This window comes from Pseudomonas sp. P1_A1, assembly GCF_056406935.1.
Window position 1 is genome coordinate 16788 of the sequence record NZ_JBFTZE010000007.1, and the last position, 18342, is coordinate 35129.

Sequence of the window (18342 nt, forward strand, 5' to 3'; positions counted from 1 at the left end):
GGGAACGATCATTGCGCGAAAGTCAGACCAGGTTTTCGTCGGTGGTCGGTACGATCAGGATGCCGGCGCGCAGGCCGTTCTTGACCCTGGGGTTCGGGAAGATGATCCGGGCGCCCTGCTCTTCGATGATCCAGCGGGTATTGGCGATATCCTCGGCCAGCACATAACCCACTTTCAATTCCGAAAAGTTTTCGATGTCCGCCGGCAGGTTCAGGCGGAAGTTATCGCTGTGCTTGATCACTTCCCGGGCCACGCTGAACAACTGCAGCCCTTCCAGCCCTTCATCGGTCATTGGCGGCTCGGTGCCTTCGATGATCTGCTTCAGGCGGGTTTCCAGCAGGCTGACGTTGACCCCTTCGTTCTGCCCGAACGGCCGGGCCTTGCCCAGCTCCAGGGTGAAGGACTCGGCATCGAGCTTATCGTAGGTGTAGGAGCTGAAGACGATGGAGGGTTTGTTCTGCAACAGCACCGCCTCCATGCCGGCGGCGCGCAAGCGAGCCAGCTCCTGGCGTGAATGCTGACGGCCTTCTTTCCAGGGGTACAGGGCGAACTGCTCGATTTTCGAGCCACGGATCGCCGTGTGCAGGTCGTAGTGCAGACGGTTGCGATCCGGCAGGCTGAAGAACGTCGCCGCCAGCCGCTCCAGCTCACAGGCGCGCAAGGCCTCGGAACCGCTGCTTTGTTCGTGACGGCCGTTGAACAGCCGATTGACGTCCTGCTCGATGAAACGTTCACCGCGACGGATGGCCTCGGGATTGCCGAACAGGAACAGAATACGGGCGCGCGGCTTCAAGTCACCGCGGGCGATGTCATGCAACAGGCGATCGAGCAACTCGATCGGCGCTGTTTCGTTGCCATGGATACCGGCCGACAGCAGCAGGTCCAGGCCATTGTCGCGAGCTTCAGGTGGCCGGACTTCCAGCGCACCTTCGCTCAACCAGCGCATCCGTACGCCTTCGACAGTCAGTTGAGTCTTCTCCGCCGGTTCGCGGCCGGCGAGGGTCAGTTCAAGCAGTTTGCCGAGGGCGAGCATAGAGCGGTTTCCTTAGTGGTCGTGATTGCAATCCGGGCCGTGCACGTGGTCCTCATCATCGCCGAGGTCGGCCGGTTCCATCTCCAGTTGCAGACTTACCAGATTAGTCGCCAATGGGCGCAGCAGCAGGTTGGCGTATTCAGCGTCACCCTCTTCGACGTCCACGCCGATCAGCAGCTGGCCACGGCCGTCCTGCTGGATCCACAGCTCTTTGCCTTGCCACATGACCGCGACGCGGGTGCAGGAAGTTTCCAGTTGCGTGCCGTCGGTGTCTTCAAGGATCAGCTGCAGGGTATCGCTCATGTATTTACGCTCTCATCTGGAGATTAAGCGGCGCGCTTGCCATTCATATAAAAAGCCAAAGCGCGCCGGCTATCAATTGATCTGGAATGGATAAACCGCGCCCAGTTTAAGGATTTGCGTCAGTTCATCCAGTGCCGTCCGGCACTCAAGCAACAATTGCGGGTCCGCCAGATCGTTTTCGGTCATGCGGTCGCGGTAGTGCTTTTCGACCCACTCGGTCAATGTGCCGTACAACGGAGCCGTCATGATAACCCCTTGGTTGACGGCCGCCAGCTCGGTTTCGTTGAGGGCGACTCGCAACCGCAGGCAAGCCGGACCACCGCCGTTCTGCATGCTCTGCTTGAGGTCGAAGACTTTCACTTCGCGGATCAGACCGCCAGCGCTGGTCAGGCCTTGCAGATACTGCCAGACGCGTTCGTTGCCATGGCACTCTTCCGGCACGATCAACAACATGGAGCCGTCAGGACGCGACAGCAGCTGGCTATTGAACAGGTAGGAACGAACGGCGTCTTCCACGGTGACCGCGGAACGCGGTACGCAGATCGACTGAAATTTCCCACCGACTTTTGCCAGTTTGCCTTGCAGCTCAGCGAGCATCTGGTCGGTGTCGAGGAAGGCGTCCTCGTGATAGAACAGCACCTCGCCGTTGCCCACGGCGATCACGTCGTTATGGAATACGCCCTGATCGATCACCGAAGGGTTCTGCTGGGCGTAGACCACGCCGTCATCGCTCAAGCCGTGCAGGCGAGCGACGGCCTGGGAGGCTTCGAGGGTCTGGCGCGCCGGGTACTTCTGCGGGGACGGATAACGGGTGTCGAACGCGCTACGACCGAACACGAAAAACTCGACGCCGGCTTCGCCGTAGTCACGGCAGAAACGGGTGTGGTTGGCTGCGCCTTCGTCACCGAACTGCGCCACGGCCGGCAACGCGGCGTGGTGAGCAAAGTGTTTCTGGTCAGCGAACATCGCGCCCAGCACGCGACTGGTGGTCGGGTGCTCGATGCTGCGGTGGTATTTGCAGTTCAGGTTAGCGGCGGTGAAATGCACGCGGCCGTCGGCGGTGTCGGCACTCGGGCTGACCGTGCAGGCGTTGGCCACCCACATGCTCGACGCCGAGCAACTGGCAACCAGCAGCGGCATCGCGTCTTTGGCGGCTTGCTCGATCACTTGCGCGTCGGTGCCACTGAAACCCAAGCGGCGCAGGGCGGCTACGTCAGGGCGTTCCTGTGGTGCGAGCACGCCTTGCTGAAAGCCCATATCCATCAGCGCTTTCATTTTCGCCAGACCTTGCAGCGCGGCTTCCTTCGGGTTCGAGGATTGCTGGCTGTTGCTCTGGGAGGCGACGTTGCCGTAGGACAGGCCACCGTAGTTATGGGTCGGCCCCACTAGACCGTCAAAGTTGACTTCATAGGATTTCATCAGCGAGGCTCCACAAGAATCTGTTGTTATAGGCTGCTACAAGGGTCTGTCTTACGACATGCGTACGCCGGGCGTAAGGGCCGCTGGCAAGATCAGGCTCGGGGTTTCCAGCGAGGCCACCGGGTACGCGCAGTAATCCGCCGCGTAGTAGGCGCTGGCGCGATGGTTGCCCGAGGCGCCGACGCCGCCGAATGGCGCGCTGCTCGCCGCACCGGTCAGCTGCTTGTTCCAGTTGACGATACCGGCGCGGCTTTCCAGCCAGAACTGCTGATAACGCGCTTCGGAATCCGACAGCAGACCGGCCGCCAGGCCATAAGCGGTGTCGTTGGCTTCAGCGATCGCCGCTTCAAAGTCAGCGTAGCGGATCACTTGCAGCAACGGGCCGAACAGCTCTTCGTCCGGGCGATCGGCAACCGCTGTCACGTCCAGAATGCCCGGGGTCAGCAACGCAGCCTGAGCCTGAGGCTGAGTCATTTCCAGCAGCGCCACGGCGCCGTTGGCCAGCAGATGCTCTTGCGCTTCCATCAGGGCTTTCGCAGCACCGAGGGAAATCACCGAGCCCATGAACGGTGCTGGTTGCTGATCGAACGCTCCGACTGAAAGGGTCGAGCTGACCGCCACCAGACGCGCCAGCAGCGTATCGCCCCAGGCGCCTTGCGGCACCAGCAAACGACGGGCGCACGTGCAGCGTTGACCGGCAGAAATGAACGCCGACTGAATGATGGTGTAAACGGCCGCATCGAGATCAGCGACCTGATCCACCACCAGCGGGTTGTTACCGCCCATTTCCAGCGCGAGGATTTTGTCTGGACGACCGGAAAACTGCTTGTGCAGATGATTGCCGGTACGGCTGGAACCGGTGAAGAACAGACCGTCGATGCCCGGGTTCGCCGCCAGGGCGATACCGGTTTCGCGAGCACCTTGCAGCAGGTTCAGCACGCCGGCCGGCAGACCGGCTTCGATCCAGCACTTGACCGTCAGCTCGGCGACTTTCGGTGTCAGTTCGCTGGGCTTGAACAGCACACTGTTACCGGCCAGCAGCGCCGGCACGATGTGACCGTTCGGCAAGTGACCAGGGAAGTTGTAAGGACCGAACACCGCCACCACACCGTGCGGCTTGTGACGCAATACAGCGGTGGCGTCGCCCAACGGGCTGCTCTTCTCGCCGGTGCGTTCGCGGTAGCTCTGTACCGAGATGGCAATCTTGTTGACCATGCTGGTGACTTCAGTCGCCGCTTCCCACAAGGGTTTGCCGGTTTCTTCACCGATGGTGCGAGCCAGTTCGTCGGCGTGATTCTTCAGCGCGACGGCAAAGGCTTCCAGCACACTGATGCGCTCTTCCAGGGTACGACGGGCCCAGTCCGGGAACGCCTGACGCGCGGCTTGCACGGCCGACTCGACCTGAGCGGCAGTGGCGCCTTCGCCGGCCCACAGCACTTGCTGGGTCACCGGGTTGACCGATTGAAAGCTTTCACCCTGGCCGGCCAGCCATTCACCGGCGATGTATAGCGAATTCATTATTTCGACTCCCGAGCTGCAGACAACGGAACGGCGCGTACTTGATCGCCAGCGTTGAGTTGAAGACGTTTGGCGGTCAGCGGATCAACCACCAACGTGCCAGCGGCGAAGCGTGCTGGCGCGGCAGTGATCCGGCAGTCTTCGCGCTTGCGGTTATGGATCAGGAACGGCGTGGCGTCATCACCCGGGGTGCCGATGGCCAGCACCAGCGCCTGGCTGTCGCGCACTGCGCGGATCTTGGCGGTTTCGCACTCCACCGCAGGGCCTGCGTCGAAAATGTCGACGTAGCCTTGGTAACTGAACCCTTCACTCTTGAGCATCGCCAGGGCCGGCTCAGTGTCCGGGTGAACCTGGCCGATCACGTTGCGCGCGTCTGGCGACAGGAAGCAGGTGTACAGCGGGAATTTCGGCATCAGTTCGGCGATGAACGCCTTGTTGCCCACGCCAGTGAGGTAATCGGCCTGGCTGAATTCCATCTTGAAGAAATGCCGGCCCAGGCTTTCCCAGAACGGTGAACGCCCGGCTTCGTCGGACATGCCGCGCATTTCAGCGATGATCTTGTTGCCGAACAGTTGCGGGAACTCGGCGATGAACAGCAGCCGCGCCTTGGCCAGCATGCGGCCGTTGAGGCCACTGCGGTAATCGGCGTGCAGGAACAGCGAGCACAGTTCAGAGTTGCCGGTCAGGTCGTTGGCCAGGAACAGCGTCGGAATTTCGCGGTAGATATTCAGCTCTTGCGAGGCGCTGACCGTCAGGCCCACCCGGAAGTTGTACCAGGGCTCACGCAGGCCGACGGCGCCGGCAATCGCGGAAATACCCACCACGCGGCCATCGTCGTCTTCGAGTACGAACAGGTAGTCCGCATCGCCCCGCCCGGCTTCGCCGCGGAAGGTTTTTTCGGCCCAGCCAACCCGATGGGCCAGACGCTCTTCGTTGGCCGGCAAGGTAGTCAGGCCGGTGCCGGTGCTGCGGGCCAGGTCGATCAGAGCGGGTAAATCGCTGCTGCGTACGGGACGAACGATCATGCTATCTCCTCAAACGGGTCGCTTGCGCCACCCGCGAAATTTCGCTGCTTTCCAGACATTTCTCTCCAGGAAGCAGGCGTCAAACCGCCACCAGGCGCACGCTGGCACCTTCGCCGACGCCCAAGGCTTCGGCCGCTTCAAGATCCAGGGTCACCGGTTTGCCCGGCGCGTAATCAAGCTCGAGCAATACAGCGCGGTAATCCTGCAACTGGGCGTTGGCCACCAGATACTGACGACCGGCGCCTTTGACCGGCTCACCGATTTTCACCGGGACCACACGGCTCTGGGCGATCGAACGGATCCCCGAGACGCGGGCATGCAGAGTCGGGCCACCATCGAAAATATCGATGTAGTGATCGGTCTCGAAGCCTTCGCGCATCAGGATGTCGAAGGTGATTTGCGCCCGCGGGTGCACCTGGCCCATCGCCTCTTGAGCGGAGTCCGGCAGCAACGGCACGTAGATCGGGTAATGCGGCATCAGCTCGGCGAGGAACGTGCGGCTCTTCAAACCACACAGACGCTCGGCTTCGGCGTAGTTGAGGTCGAAGAAGTTGCGACCGATGGCATCCCAGAACGGCGAATCGCCATTTTCGTCGCTGTAACCGACGATCTCGGTCACCACGGAATCGGCAAAGCGCTCCGGATGGCTGGCCACGAACAACAGACGGCCACGGGAGTTGAGCTCCGCCCAAGGCGTGCCCACCAACTCCCTCTGCACGTAGAAACTGGTCAGCAAACTGTTGCCGGTCAGGTCGTGGCACTGGGAGAGCACGTGGATCTTGTTGTGAATCTTCAGCTCGCGGGAGGCGTGCACGAACGTTTCGTTTCGAAAGCTGTAGAACGGCTCGGAATAACCGGCCGAGGCAACAATGGCCGAACAACCGACCAACTTGCCGGTGGCAGTGTCTTCGAGGACGAAGAAATAGCTCTCTTCACCGTTGAAGCTCACTTCAGCGGCGAACGAGGCTTCGCTTGCGGCGATTTTGTCGCTCAGGCGTTCAACGTCATCCGGCAAGGAAGTGACACCAATCGGGCTGTCCGCAGCCAGACGCTGTACCTCGCCCAGATCAGCCATTTGCGCGGGGCGCATCACCAGCATGGTGTCACTCCTTTCTTAACATCAGGTTGGCGAATTGCGCCAACTCAGGGAAAAAAATGCCGGGCAGGCCCGGCACAGGAAATAATCTCAACGCCTATCTATTACGATAGGCGCTGAGGAGCACTGTATGAATCAGGCTTGCGTCAGCTTGGCCACGGCGCGTTCGAAGCGGTCCAGACCGGCATCGATATCGGCGTCTTCAACCACCAGGCTTGGCGCGAAACGAATCACGTCCGGGCCGGCTTGCAGAATCATCAGGCCTTCACGCTCGGCGGCGTTGAAGATGTCCTTGGCCTTGCCTTTCCAGGCATCGGCCAGCACGCAACCGAGCAGCAGGCCCAGGCCACGAACCTGAGTGAAAAGGCCGTATTTCTCGCCGATCTGCTCAAGACGGGTCTTGAACTTGTCGTGCTTGGCTTTGACACCATTCAGCACTTCGGGCGTGTTGATTACGTCGATCACTGCTTCAGCGACCGCGCACGCCAGCGGGTTGCCGCCGTAGGTGGTGCCGTGGGTGCCGACGACCAGGTGTTTGGCCAGGTCTTCGGTGGTCAGCATCGCTGCGATCGGGAAACCGCCGCCCAGGCTCTTGGCGCTGGTCAGGATGTCCGGGGTCACACCGTAATGCATGTAGGCGAACAGCTCACCGCTGCGGCCCATGCCGGTCTGCACTTCGTCGAAGACCAGCAGCGCGTTGTGTGCGTCGCACAGTTCACGGGCGCCTTGCAGGTAAGACAGTTCGGCCGGCAGTACGCCGCCTTCGCCCTGGATTGGCTCCAGCACCACCGCGCAGGTCTTGTCGGAAACAGCGGCTTTCAGCGCGGCCAGATCGTTGTAAGGCACGTGGGTGATGCCAGTGATCTTCGGACCGAAGCCGTCGGAGTACTTCGATTGGCCACCGACGTTCACGGTGAACAGGGTACGGCCGTGGAAGCTGTTGAGCGCGGCAACGATTTCGTACTTCTCGGTACCGAAACGGTCATGGGCTACGCGACGGGCCAGCTTGAAGGCGGCCTCGTTGGCTTCGGCGCCGGAGTTGCAGAAGAACACACGATCGGCAAACGTGGCGTCGACCAGCTTATGGGCCAGGCGCAAGGCCGGCTCATTGGTGAACACGTTGGACACGTGCCACAGCTTGTTCGCCTGCTCGGTCAAGGCAGCGACCAGCGCCGGGTGCGCATGGCCCAATACGTTAACGGCAATCCCGCCGGCGAAGTCGATCAGCTCGCGGCCAGACTGGTCCCAGACACGGGAACCGGCGCCACGCACAGGAATGAAAGCGGCAGGCGCATAGTTGGGAACCATTACCTGGTCAAAATCGGCGCGTTCTACCGCAGCGTGCTCAACGGACATCGGAGTCTCCTGATGAGGAACACTCGCCTGAAACTGGCGAGCGATGAGGGGATTGTAAGGACAGTTTTCAGCCCGGCCTTGCCGCCAAGCGACAACTTCTTATAGCGCAAACACCGGTTTTGCCCGGGTTTACGGCAATGCGACATATAGGGTCGCAAAGGCGCAGTTTAAACCGCCGGCACAGGTTATAGGCAGGCTTGTCGACCGATGCGGTAAATATGTACCGCACGCAGTGCTTCATCGTCTGTTTTGCTGGCGACTCATCCAAACGCTAAGGGAATAGCGCATGAGCCAACTCGAAAACGATCACCCTAGGGCCGCTGGCGACGATCACTTCGTCACGCAGCCGGATGATCATTACCATCACCTGTTCAACAATCTGCCCGCTTGGGCATTAGAGGCATCGCCTGAAACCCGCAGCGCTCTGAAGAACACCACGCTTGCGACTCCCCAATGGCATGGCACCGCGACACCTTCACAGCATGCCTCGCTGAAAAAGCTCAGCCAGGAACACTGGCACCATCGAAATCGCCTGGATTCAAAGCTGTCGACGCTGAAAAACCCACGGGCATTTGCCGAACCCCTTCTCATCGCGGCCCTGAAAACCCGGTTTGGCCTGGAACTGGACGTCAAGACCACCTTCCTGCGCCTGTACATCCCACAAACCGTGACCCTGTTCAAAATCAACACCGGGGCCGCCCGCACCTGGACGGTATCGCTGCTCGATGCCGCGCTGCATAACTTCCAGGAATCGGAAACAGCCGCAGATGCCTTCGAATCCGCTTCGACCTTCATTACCGAGCCGTCGTCCACAGGGCAGTTCGAAACGTTGCCGGCGATCAAGCATAAAATCACGGTCCAGGCCTTCGCCCGGCTATGCCGTGAACTCGATATCGGTGGCCAGTACACCGCGTATCTCAAGGAATTTGTGGGGCTGACCAACCCGGTGGCCGGTGCCGCGTTGAAATCCAGCACGATCAGCTTGAACAAGGCCGCACTCAGGTCGGCGCTGCAAATGGCACACATCCGCAAGGATATTCCAGATGATGCGCACCTCGCGCTCCTGCGCATGGTTGAAGGAGGTTCGAGGTCGCGACTCAATGGCCAGCCGCTCTATGGCCACGACCTGACCCTGATGTCATCCTCGCTGACCGGCATTGTCATTTTCGCGCCGAGCCTTGAGCGGGCACGCAAGAGTACGCGGCTCATTGCCTACATTCCCGATGACCCAGAACACCCGCTCAAGCAATATCCCGACACGCTGGCGTTCATGACCGATCTGACCCGCAAGCTGCGCACACCCGCTTATCAAGCGTTCTTCAGCCGGTTCGTCGAGCACAAGGAACGCGGGCACTTTTTCGCCGATCTCAACCGCCGCCTCCAGACCGTGACCTGGCATCAGCACCAGCCCGGCGATCCATTGCCGAGCTGGCGCGAAACGCCAGTCGAGCGTCCCAATCTGCGTTTCTCCATGCTCCCGATCAAAGCGGACCTGTGGAACCATGGCTATCTGCGGCAGCTGAACAAAATCCTCAACGACGCCAGCACTGTCGCCGTCTCCACCGCCAGCGCCGATCGAGACGCCCGCTGGGCATTGTGGGATGCCTTCAGCAAAGTGGCGTCCAAGATCCTTGAAATTGCGTCGTTCGTGGCGGTGCCCTTCGTGCCGTTCCTTGGTGAATTGATGCTGGGATACATGGCCTACCAGTTACTGGACGAGACCTTCGAAGGCATCGTGGACATGGCTGAAGGGCTGAAAACAGAGGCGTTCGGACACCTGATGACGTTCGTCGAAACCGTCGTTCAAGTCGGGACATTCGCGGTGGGCGGTGCAATCGCCGCCGGCGCCTTCGGCCGGCTACTGTCCCGTGAAGCCGTCGCGCTCATCGACCCGCTCAAACCTGTCGCCACATCCGAAGGAAAAACCCGTTACTGGATGCCCGATCTCACACCTTACGAACAAACACTCAGTTTGCCCGAAGGGGTAAAGCCCAATCATCTGGGCTTGTACCAACACGCGGGCAAAACGATGCTGCGCCTTGAGGGAAAACTGTATTCAGTGAAACCCGAACCCGGGTCGGACAGGTTCCAGATTGAGCATCCGCGCCGCAACGATGCTTATCAGCCATATCTGCAGCATAACCACCACGGTGCCTGGCAAACCGAACTGGAACAACCGCTGTACTGGGAGCGGGAAAAGGTCATGCGTCGCCTTGGCCATAGTGTCGAGTCGTTCACCAGTGTCGAGCGCGAACAGATCCTGCGGATCAGCGGCTACCACGACAACGTATTGCGCCAGGCGCATGTCGAACACTATCGCCCGCCGTCGCTGCTGACTGACACGATCAAGCGTTGGCGGATCAACCGTGACATCGAAACGTTTATCGAACAGATCGGCAGCGATCAACCCGAACACTATCAAAAAGCCGATACCGCCCTGCAGCATGCACTGCTGACACGCCATGACTCATGGCCGGTCGATACACCACTGCCGACACCGGAAACTCAAACGCCAGCCTTCAGACAGCAAACGGCAACACTGGCCCGCCAATATCGCAAGTCGCTGTTCGAGCGTCTCTACAGCATTCAGGAACACACCGATGATGTGCAGGTCCAGCAACTGCTCGCCGATGTGCAGGGCCTGCCGACCGATGTGGCGCAAGAGCTGGTGAGCAATGCCACCGGCACCGAGTTACGCCAGTTGCACGGTGGGCGCGTGCCTCAGCGGCTCAAGGACGCGGCGAACAAAGCCATGGAGGCAGTCCGAGCAACCCGCGCCTATGAAGGCCTTTATGCCGACGCGCTGGAAAACGTCGACACCCACAAAGTGGCCCTGCACAGCCTGAACGCACTGCCCGGCTGGCCGGACGGACTACGCATCGAAGTGCGGGATTACTCCAGCGAGGGCACCGTGCGCGACAGCATTGGCCCGACCGATGCGGCCATCGTGAAAACACTGGTGGCCAACGAGGATGGCTCCTATCACGTTGATCAGGAGCCACCCGGTGATTTCTATCAGGCACTCTTTCAAACGCTGCCCCAGGCCCATCGCGATGCGTTCAGCCCCGCCATCGCTGACGCCCAGGCCCTCAGAAAGCGCATTGCCGAAAACGCGCTGGACCAGCCGACGCTACGCACTCTGTTTGCCAGGCATCCCCATCGAAAACCCTACTACGACCCGACCACCATGCGCCTTCCCGGCGGTGCGGAGGGCTACGATCAGGGCAATCGTATGACACCCACCCTCAACGACAGGGTTCGAGAGGTTTATCCCGATCTGTCCCAGGATCAATTGCAGTCCGTGGTACAGGCGTTGCAAAGCCACCCCGATGGCGCTCGGGTAGAACTCTCACGCGTGCGCAACGAGCTGAACCGATTGCATCTGGATCTGGGTCGATGGATAAACGAAGCCCCGACGGTGCACCCCGACACCGGGGTTGCGTTGAGCGCCCTGGAGCGCCAGGCCGAACAACAGATTCGCAGGTTGCTGGCGCAGGAAATCCAGCGCGCCTGGCGGCGCCAAACCGATCGGGATTTTGACACCGAGGACGACATGGAACGGTACGTGCTCAGGTTCGACGAACCGATGCTGGGTGATCTGCCGTCGTTGACTGCAGATTTCAGTCATGTGTCGCTGCTGTCCCTGGAAGGCAGCCACGCAGCGCAAGGTGTTGCTGGTTTTCTGCAGGGCTTCAGCGGACTGCGCCGACTGGAACTGCGCCGCTTCTCCCTGACCACCCTCCCCGACGCCATCACCCGGATGCCGCAGCTCGAAGCGCTGGTGTTAAGCGATTGCGGTATCAGGGTAGACGCAGCCACCTGGTTGAAGCTGACGTCATTAAACAAACTCACCATGTTGGATCTTTACCGCAGCCCGTTTGAAACGGTGCCCCGCATCGACTCGATGACTGAACTGACCCATCTGGACCTGAGCAGCACCAACCTGACCGAAATCCCGCCCGGCACTCTGCAACACCCGCGCCTGGACACCCTTCTGCTGATGAACAATGGAATCAGCGAACTGCCGGCGGCCTTGTTCGACAGTCCGCTGTATGAAAAGCGTGGCATACACCTCACGCACAATCCGGTTTCCGAGAGCTCGCGACAACTCATCAAACAGCATCACTTCAACAGCGCTTTCGACATGGGCGTTTTCGCGCACGAGGCAGACATTGATCGTGTCAGGGCACTCTACCCTGGCATGGAAGTCGAGCAAGCCAGCGAGTTCGTCTACGAATTGCCCGGCACGCTGGAGGAAGGTCGGGGCGCGTTGACGCGCCTGGAGGAAGAGCTGAGCCAATTGAGGAACGATCTGTCTGCCTGGACCGCCGCTCTTCCGGACCTGCATCCACTGACGGACGAACCTTTCAGCGCAGCTCAACTGCTTGTCGAGCACGCCAACCGCGACGAGTTCAAGCAAACCCTTGAGAACTGTTGGCAACGAGATGCGGAGCTGGATAACTTCAGCGATACGCTTGAACCCACCTACGATCTGACACTTTCCACGGTCATCAACGGAGAACTGCCTGCCCTGAGCGCTGATTTCAGCCATGTGTCGTCACTGGAGTTTCGCAGTGCGGAGGGGGTGACGCGCATCGGACGTTTCCTGGAGTCCTTTCCCAACCTGAAAAGCCTCAGGCTGCGCAGCTGTGACCTTGGCGACATACCGGAGGCGGTGTTCAAAATGGGTCAACTCAGGGCTCTGTCACTTCCCGAGTGTCGCGTCAGCCTGTCATCAGAATCGGTCGCCGCCCTGGCGGGGATGGAACAGCTCGACTATCTCGACCTGGGCTCGAACCCGCTAGGAGAGACGCCTGATGTGAGTCAGATGCCGGCGCTGGCGACCGTGCTGCTGAACGACACCGGCATCAACCGGATACCGGAAGGACTGTTACAGCTGGCCGAGCTGGACTGGGCAGACTTGAGCGGCAACGCCATTACCGAGGTGCCCAGTGACTTGTCGGAACTGCCGGTGGACGTCGCAGATAATATTTCGTTGAGGGGAAATCCATTTTCCGAGGAAAGCCTGTTATGGCTGATCGCTTACTTCGAACGCACGGGCGCGGATTTTGGTGTGGAAGCCGTGATCAATCGGGGTGAAATAGAAATCTCCGACTCTGAAGGTTCCGAGATCGACGAGTAGTACAGCGCTCGATCATGGCGCGGTTGATCGATCAACCGCGCTCCGACGGCACCGACGACAACTCGAACGGACTGCTGCTGCGCCGCTGGTTGCGATCTTCCCGCGGCGTGGCACCGAAGAAGTTGCGGTAGGCGCTGGAGAAATGCGGCCCCGAAGAGAAGCCACACGACAGGCCGATCTGGATGATCGACTTGCTGGTTTGCATCAACATCTGCCGGGCCTTGTTCAGGCGCAGTTCCAGGTAGTACTGGCTCGGCACACGGTTGAGGTATTGCTTGAAGATCCGCTCCAGCTGCCGACGCGATACGCACACGTGCTGGGCGATTTCGTCGGTGGTCAGCGGCTCTTCGATGTTGGCTTCCATCAGCAACACCGCCTGGGTGAGCTTCGGATGGCTTGAACCCAGGCGGTTCTGCAGCGGAATGCGCTGGCGCTCGCCGCCCTCGCGAATGCGCTCGACCACCAACTCTTCCGACACCGCACCGGCCAATTCGGCGCCGTGATCACGGGCCAGCACGGCCAGCAGCAAGTCGAGAACCGACAGGCCACCGCACGCGGTCAGGCGATCACGATCCCAGTCGAACAGGTGACTGGTGGCAATCACCTTCGGGAAACGCTCGGCGAAATCGTCCTGCCAGCGCCAATGCACGGCAGCGCGATAACCGTCGAGCAAACCCAATTGCGCCAATGGGTAAACACCGGCGGACAATCCGCCGATCACGCAACCGGCTCGCACCAGTTGTTTCAACGCACTGCTGAGCGACGGCGCGAGAGAAGTCGGTGGTTCGTCAGCAAGCAGGAACAGTTTCTGAAAGTTTTCGAGCTTGCCGGCCCACGGCTCACCGGGCAGTTGCCAGGCGCTTTCGGTCGACGGTTCGGCCTGCAAAAACGACAATTCGTAAACAACGTCCGGGTGCACACGCTGGGCAACACGCAAGGCCTCCTCAGCCAGCGCAAGCGTCAGAGCTTTAGTGCTGGGCCAAATCAGGAAACCAATTCGATGGGCAGTCATGGCGGGCAATCCGAAACGAAAACAGTGTTAAAGCCAAAGGCGGCTGCAACCAAATTAGACCATCTGGCGCGCGGTGCGCAGCATGACCTAATTTGGTGCGTAACGGGAGCGATTACTTGAGGCTGCCCGAGAGGAATTGTTGCAAGCGTTCCGACTGCGGATTGACCAGCACTTCGCGCGGGTTGCCGCTTTCTTCGACGACGCCTTTGTGCAGGAACACCAGCTGGTTCGACACTTCACGGGCAAAGCCCATTTCGTGCGTCACCACCACCATGGTCCGGCCTTCCTGTGCCAGGGCCTGCATGACTTTCAGCACGTCACCCACCAACTCCGGGTCGAGGGCCGAGGTCGGTTCGTCGAACAGCATCACTTCGGGCTCCATCGCCAGCGCACGGGCAATCGCCACACGTTGCTGTTCGCCACCGGACATGTGACCCGGGTAGGCGTCCTTGCGATGGGCCACGCCAACCTTGTTCAGGTAGTGCTCGGCTTTCTCGCGGGCTTCAGCCTTGGACACGCCGAGCACATGCACCGGCGCTTCCATGATGTTTTCCAGTGCGGTCATGTGCGACCACAGGTTGAAATGCTGGAACACCATCGACAGGCGCGAACGCATGCGTTGCAGCTGTTTCGGGTCGGCGGCTTTCAGCGCGCCGTCCTTGTTGGCGACCAGTTTCAACTCTTCGTTGTTGAGCAGGATCTTGCCCGCGTGCGGCTGCTCGAGCAGGTTGATGCAACGCAGGAAAGTACTTTTGCCGGAGCCACTGGAGCCGATGATGCTGATCACATCGCCAGCCGCCGCTTTCAGGGACACGCCCTTGAGCACTTCGTGACTGCCATAGCGTTTATGCAGGTCTTGGACTTCAAGTTTGTACATGCGGTCGGTTCTCACAAAAACAGTCAGTCAGTCGTTGAGCAAGCGCCCGTGACGCAGCGCTTCGCGCCCCGCCACCTTGGCCAGCCAGAAACCGGGTTGGGCGTAACGCAGCCGTTCAATGGCGAACAGCACCCCGGACGTACCAGCACACACCGTGCTGACCCGATCCGATAACGGATCGATCACTTCAAAAATCTCGTCGCCTGCTTCAACCCATTCACCGGGTTTACGCAGAAAACTCAGCACGCCAGGATGCGGCGCGAACAGCAATTCGGTGCCTTCGAACGGCATGCCTTCGCACGCGTCTTGCGCAGGCTTGGGCCATTCACCGCCGATCAAGCCTTGCTCGGCGAGGAACGCCAGAATGCCTTCGGCGTGAGCTTCTGCCTCAGCGCGACCGGTATCGGCCTGACCACCCAGTTCGATGGTCGTCGCCAGGCAGGCCAGTGGAATCTGCGCATCCGGGAACAGACGCGACAAACGCAGCCACGGCAGCGAGCACGCTTCGTCAAAGGAACTGCCGCCGGAATCTTCCGCCAGCAGACCGACCTTGACGTTCAAGTGCGCAGCCAGTGAGCGCCAGTGCGACCAGTGTTGCGGCAAGGCGTACATGTGCAGCGCCGCTTCGCAATCGCAATGCAGATCCAGCACCACATCGGCGGTGCAGGCATGGCTGAGCAAGATGCGCTGCATGCCTTGCAACTGGCTGCTCGCCTCTGGCAGTGCCGCCAGGTGATCGCTCATGGCCTGACGGATGAGTCGAACATTGGCATGCGGATCATCACCCAGATGCCCATCGAGTTCGGCGGCCACCGGCGCGCTGAGTTCGACAAAATCCCGGTTGAAGTTCTTGCCGCTGCCCGCTTCGAAACGCCCCTGATGATTGCCTTGCAGCAATTGACCCAGGCCCAATGGATTGGCCACCGGCACCAGTTCGATCACACCGTTGAGCAAGCCCTGAGCTTCGAGTTCGGTCAGGCGTTTTTTCAGCTCCCAGGCGGTGCGCATCCCAGGCAGTTCATCGGCGTGCAGGCTGGCCTGGATATAGGCCTTGCGCTCGCCAGCACCGAAGCGGAACACCGAGATCCGGCGTTCACTGCCCAGGTGGCTCCACGGCAAAGCATGATCGATACGTTCCATATCAATGCTTCCGCGGGGCCAGATAGCCCAGCCAGCGGTGCTCGGCCATTTTGAACAGGCGCACCAGAATGAACGTCAGGCACAGGTAGAACGCGCCAGCGGTGATGTAGGCTTCGAACGGCAAGTAGAACTGAGCGTTGACCGTGCGCGCGGCACCGGTGATGTCGATCAGGGTCACGATGGACGCCAGACTGGTGGTCTGCAGCATCATGATCACTTCGTTGCTGTACTGCGGCAGGGCCCGGCGCAGGGCCGATGGCAGCAGGATCCGCTTGTACATCTTGATGCGTGACATGCCCATGGCCTTGGCCGCTTCGATCTCGCCGTTCGGCGTGGCGCGCAGGCTGCCGGCGATGATTTCGGCGGTGTAGGCACTGGTGTTGATCGCGAAGGCCAGGCACGCACAGAACGAGGCACTGGACAGCCATGGCCAGAGGAAGCTTTCACGTACTGTTTCGAATTGCGCCAGACCGTAGTAGATCAAGAACAGTTGCACCAGCATCGGCGTGCCGCGGATCACGTAGGTGAACAGCCAGGCACTCATGTTGACCAGCGGCTGCTTGGAGACACGCATCAACCCCAGCGGCAATGCCGCCAGCAAACCGAAGAACAGCGACAGCGCGAGCAGTTTGAGGGTGGTCACCAGCCCGCCGAAGTACAGCGGCAAGGCATCCCAAATGACGTTGTAGTCGAAGATCATAGCTCAGCCGCCCTTACGCCTACCGAGTAGCGCTTCTCAAGATGACGCAATGCCAGCAACGAGACGCTGGTGATCACCAGGTACATCGCCGCCACCGCGAGGAAGAAGGTGAAAGGCTCGCGGGTAGCGTCTGCCGCCTGCTTGGCCTTGAACATCATGTCTTGCAGACCCACCACCGAAATCAGCGCGGTGGCCTTGGTCAGTACCAGCCAGTTGTTGGTGAAACCCGGAATCGCCAGGCGAATCATCTGCGGCACCAACACCCGGAAGAACACCTGAAAACTGCTCATGCCGTACGCCATGCCGGCTTCTGCCTGCCCCTTGGGGATCGCCATGAACGCACCACGGAAGGTTTCCGACAGGTACGCACCGAAGATGAAGCCCAGGGTGCCGATACCGGCGGCCAACGGGTTCAGGTCGATGTAGTCGTCATAGCCGAGCATCGGCGCAACGCGGTTGAGCAGGTCCTGGCCGCCGTAGAAAATCAGCAGGATCAGCACCAGATCGGGAATACCGCGGATCACCGTGGAATACAGATCGCCCAGCCAGGCCAGCCAGCGCACCGGCGACAGACGCAGCGCCACGCCGATCAGCCCCAGGACAATGGCCAGGGCCATGGACGACAAGGCGAGCTGAAGCGTCAGCCATGCGCCATCGAGGATGACAGCCCCGTAGCCTTTCAACATGATTCAGGTCCTCGAAAGTTGGGATGAAAAAATGGCGCAAACCTCAGAGATCCTGTTGCTTGCGCCATTTCGGACTTGTTGCGGGGACGATTACTTGCCGTAGATATCGAAGGCGAAGTATTTGTCCTGGATTTGCTTGTACTTGCCGTTCTCGCGAATGGCCGCGATCGCGGTGTTGATCTTGTCTTTCAGCGCGTCGCCCTTGCGAACCGCGATCCCTACGCCGTCGCCGAAGTATTTGACGTCGGTGAAGGCCGGACCAACGAAGGCGAAGCCCTTGCCGGCGTCGGTTTTCAGGAAGCCGTCATCCAGCAGGGTAGCGTCCGCCACGGTGCCGTCGAGGCGGCCAGCGGCCACGTCGAGGTAGATTTCGTTCTGCGAACCGTAAGGCTTGATCTCGGCACCCAGTGGGGCCAGGACTTCGCGGGCGAAACGCTCGTGGATCGAACCACGTTGCACGCCGATGTTCTTGCTCTTCAGCTCAGCCAGGTTTTCGCTGACTTGAGTGCCGGCCTTCATGACCAGGCGAGCCGGGGTGTTGTAGTACTTGTTGGTGAAGTCCACGGACTTCTTGCGGTCTTCAGTGATCGACATGGACGACAGGATCGCGTCGATCTTGCGCACCTTGAGAGCCGGGATCAGGCCGTCGAACTCTTGCTCGACCCACTGGCACTTGACCTTCATCTCTTCGCACAGGGCGTTGCCGATGTCGTAGTCGAAACCCACGATGCTGCCGTCCGGTGCTTTGGAGGCGAACGGAGGGTAAGCCGCTTCGATACCGATTTTCAGAGGTTTTTCATCGGCGAATGTCGGCAGGGACAGCACGGACAGTGCCAGGGCGCCAAGCAGCACGAGTTTCTTCATCTTGGGACTCCATCGGTAAAGGGCAAAAAACGGCAGAGTGAGCGACAGCCCAATATGCGAATGGTTAAACCAAAAAGCGGTGCTGCGTCCTAGGAACCGTGCGCTGATCTCAACGCAGGCAACGACGAGCGAGTGATTGGCATTCTAACGACAGGCCGGAAGCCGATATT

General features: G+C 60.2%; 14 protein-coding genes. 1 reads left to right on the forward strand and 13 read right to left on the reverse strand.

The window, feature by feature from the left end:
• Positions 1-22: 22 nt before the first annotated feature.
• The 7 genes from astE to AC1D2Q_RS12285 form a co-directional block, all read right to left on the reverse strand.
• On the reverse strand, positions 23-1033 hold the full coding sequence (gene astE, locus AC1D2Q_RS12255; protein ID WP_064616460.1) for a succinylglutamate desuccinylase: 1011 nt from the start codon (positions 1031-1033) through the stop codon (positions 23-25).
• 12 nt (positions 1034-1045) lie between these two features.
• Complete coding sequence (locus AC1D2Q_RS12260; protein WP_018926388.1) at positions 1046-1336, reverse strand: hypothetical protein; 291 nt, start codon at positions 1334-1336, stop codon at positions 1046-1048.
• 72 nt (positions 1337-1408) lie between these two features.
• Entirely contained in the window at positions 1409-2755 is a 1347-nt protein-coding gene (astB, locus tag AC1D2Q_RS12265; protein ID WP_477813342.1) for an N-succinylarginine dihydrolase, read from the reverse strand.
• A 51-nt stretch (positions 2756-2806) separates the two neighbouring features.
• The gene (gene astD / locus AC1D2Q_RS12270) at positions 2807-4276 is read right to left on the reverse strand and encodes a succinylglutamate-semialdehyde dehydrogenase (RefSeq protein ID WP_477813486.1); all 1470 of its coding nucleotides are present in this window, start codon (positions 4274-4276) and stop codon (positions 2807-2809) included.
• Entirely contained in the window at positions 4273-5298 is a 1026-nt protein-coding gene (gene astA / locus AC1D2Q_RS12275; RefSeq protein WP_477813343.1) for an arginine N-succinyltransferase, read from the reverse strand. The genes astD and astA overlap by 4 nt, the downstream gene beginning before the upstream one ends.
• Positions 5299-5377: 79 nt before the next feature.
• Positions 5378-6397, reverse strand: a complete 1020-nt coding sequence (gene aruF / locus AC1D2Q_RS12280) for an arginine/ornithine succinyltransferase subunit alpha (protein WP_007934901.1) — start codon at positions 6395-6397, stop codon at positions 5378-5380.
• A 132-nt stretch (positions 6398-6529) separates the two neighbouring features.
• Complete coding sequence (locus AC1D2Q_RS12285) at positions 6530-7750, reverse strand: aspartate aminotransferase family protein (RefSeq protein WP_477813344.1); 1221 nt, start codon at positions 7748-7750, stop codon at positions 6530-6532.
• A gap of 286 nt (positions 7751-8036) precedes the next feature.
• Here AC1D2Q_RS12285 and AC1D2Q_RS12290 point away from each other — a divergent pair, with 286 nt between their 5' ends.
• Positions 8037-12893: a dermonecrotic toxin domain-containing protein gene (locus AC1D2Q_RS12290; protein WP_477813345.1), complete on the forward strand. Its 4857-nt coding sequence runs from the start codon at positions 8037-8039 to the stop codon at positions 12891-12893.
• A gap of 31 nt (positions 12894-12924) precedes the next feature.
• Here AC1D2Q_RS12290 and AC1D2Q_RS12295 read toward each other — a convergent pair whose 3' ends face one another.
• The 6 genes from AC1D2Q_RS12295 to AC1D2Q_RS12320 form a co-directional block, all read right to left on the reverse strand.
• On the reverse strand, positions 12925-13905 hold the full coding sequence (locus AC1D2Q_RS12295; protein ID WP_477813346.1) for a GlxA family transcriptional regulator: 981 nt from the start codon (positions 13903-13905) through the stop codon (positions 12925-12927).
• 112 nt (positions 13906-14017) lie between these two features.
• On the reverse strand, positions 14018-14782 hold the full coding sequence (locus tag AC1D2Q_RS12300) for an ABC transporter ATP-binding protein (protein ID WP_007971015.1): 765 nt from the start codon (positions 14780-14782) through the stop codon (positions 14018-14020).
• A 27-nt stretch (positions 14783-14809) separates the two neighbouring features.
• Positions 14810-15922, reverse strand: coding sequence for a succinylglutamate desuccinylase/aspartoacylase family protein (locus AC1D2Q_RS12305; RefSeq protein WP_477813347.1), 1113 nt, complete (start codon positions 15920-15922; stop codon positions 14810-14812).
• Between the two features lies 1 nt (position 15923).
• Positions 15924-16622, reverse strand: coding sequence for an ABC transporter permease (locus tag AC1D2Q_RS12310; protein ID WP_018926395.1), 699 nt, complete (start codon positions 16620-16622; stop codon positions 15924-15926).
• Complete coding sequence (locus tag AC1D2Q_RS12315; protein WP_007934894.1) at positions 16619-17308, reverse strand: ABC transporter permease; 690 nt, start codon at positions 17306-17308, stop codon at positions 16619-16621. The genes AC1D2Q_RS12310 and AC1D2Q_RS12315 overlap by 4 nt, the downstream gene beginning before the upstream one ends.
• Positions 17309-17398: 90 nt before the next feature.
• On the reverse strand, positions 17399-18172 hold the full coding sequence (locus tag AC1D2Q_RS12320) for an ABC transporter substrate-binding protein (RefSeq protein ID WP_477813348.1): 774 nt from the start codon (positions 18170-18172) through the stop codon (positions 17399-17401).
• Between the last annotated feature and the right edge of the window lie 170 nt (positions 18173-18342).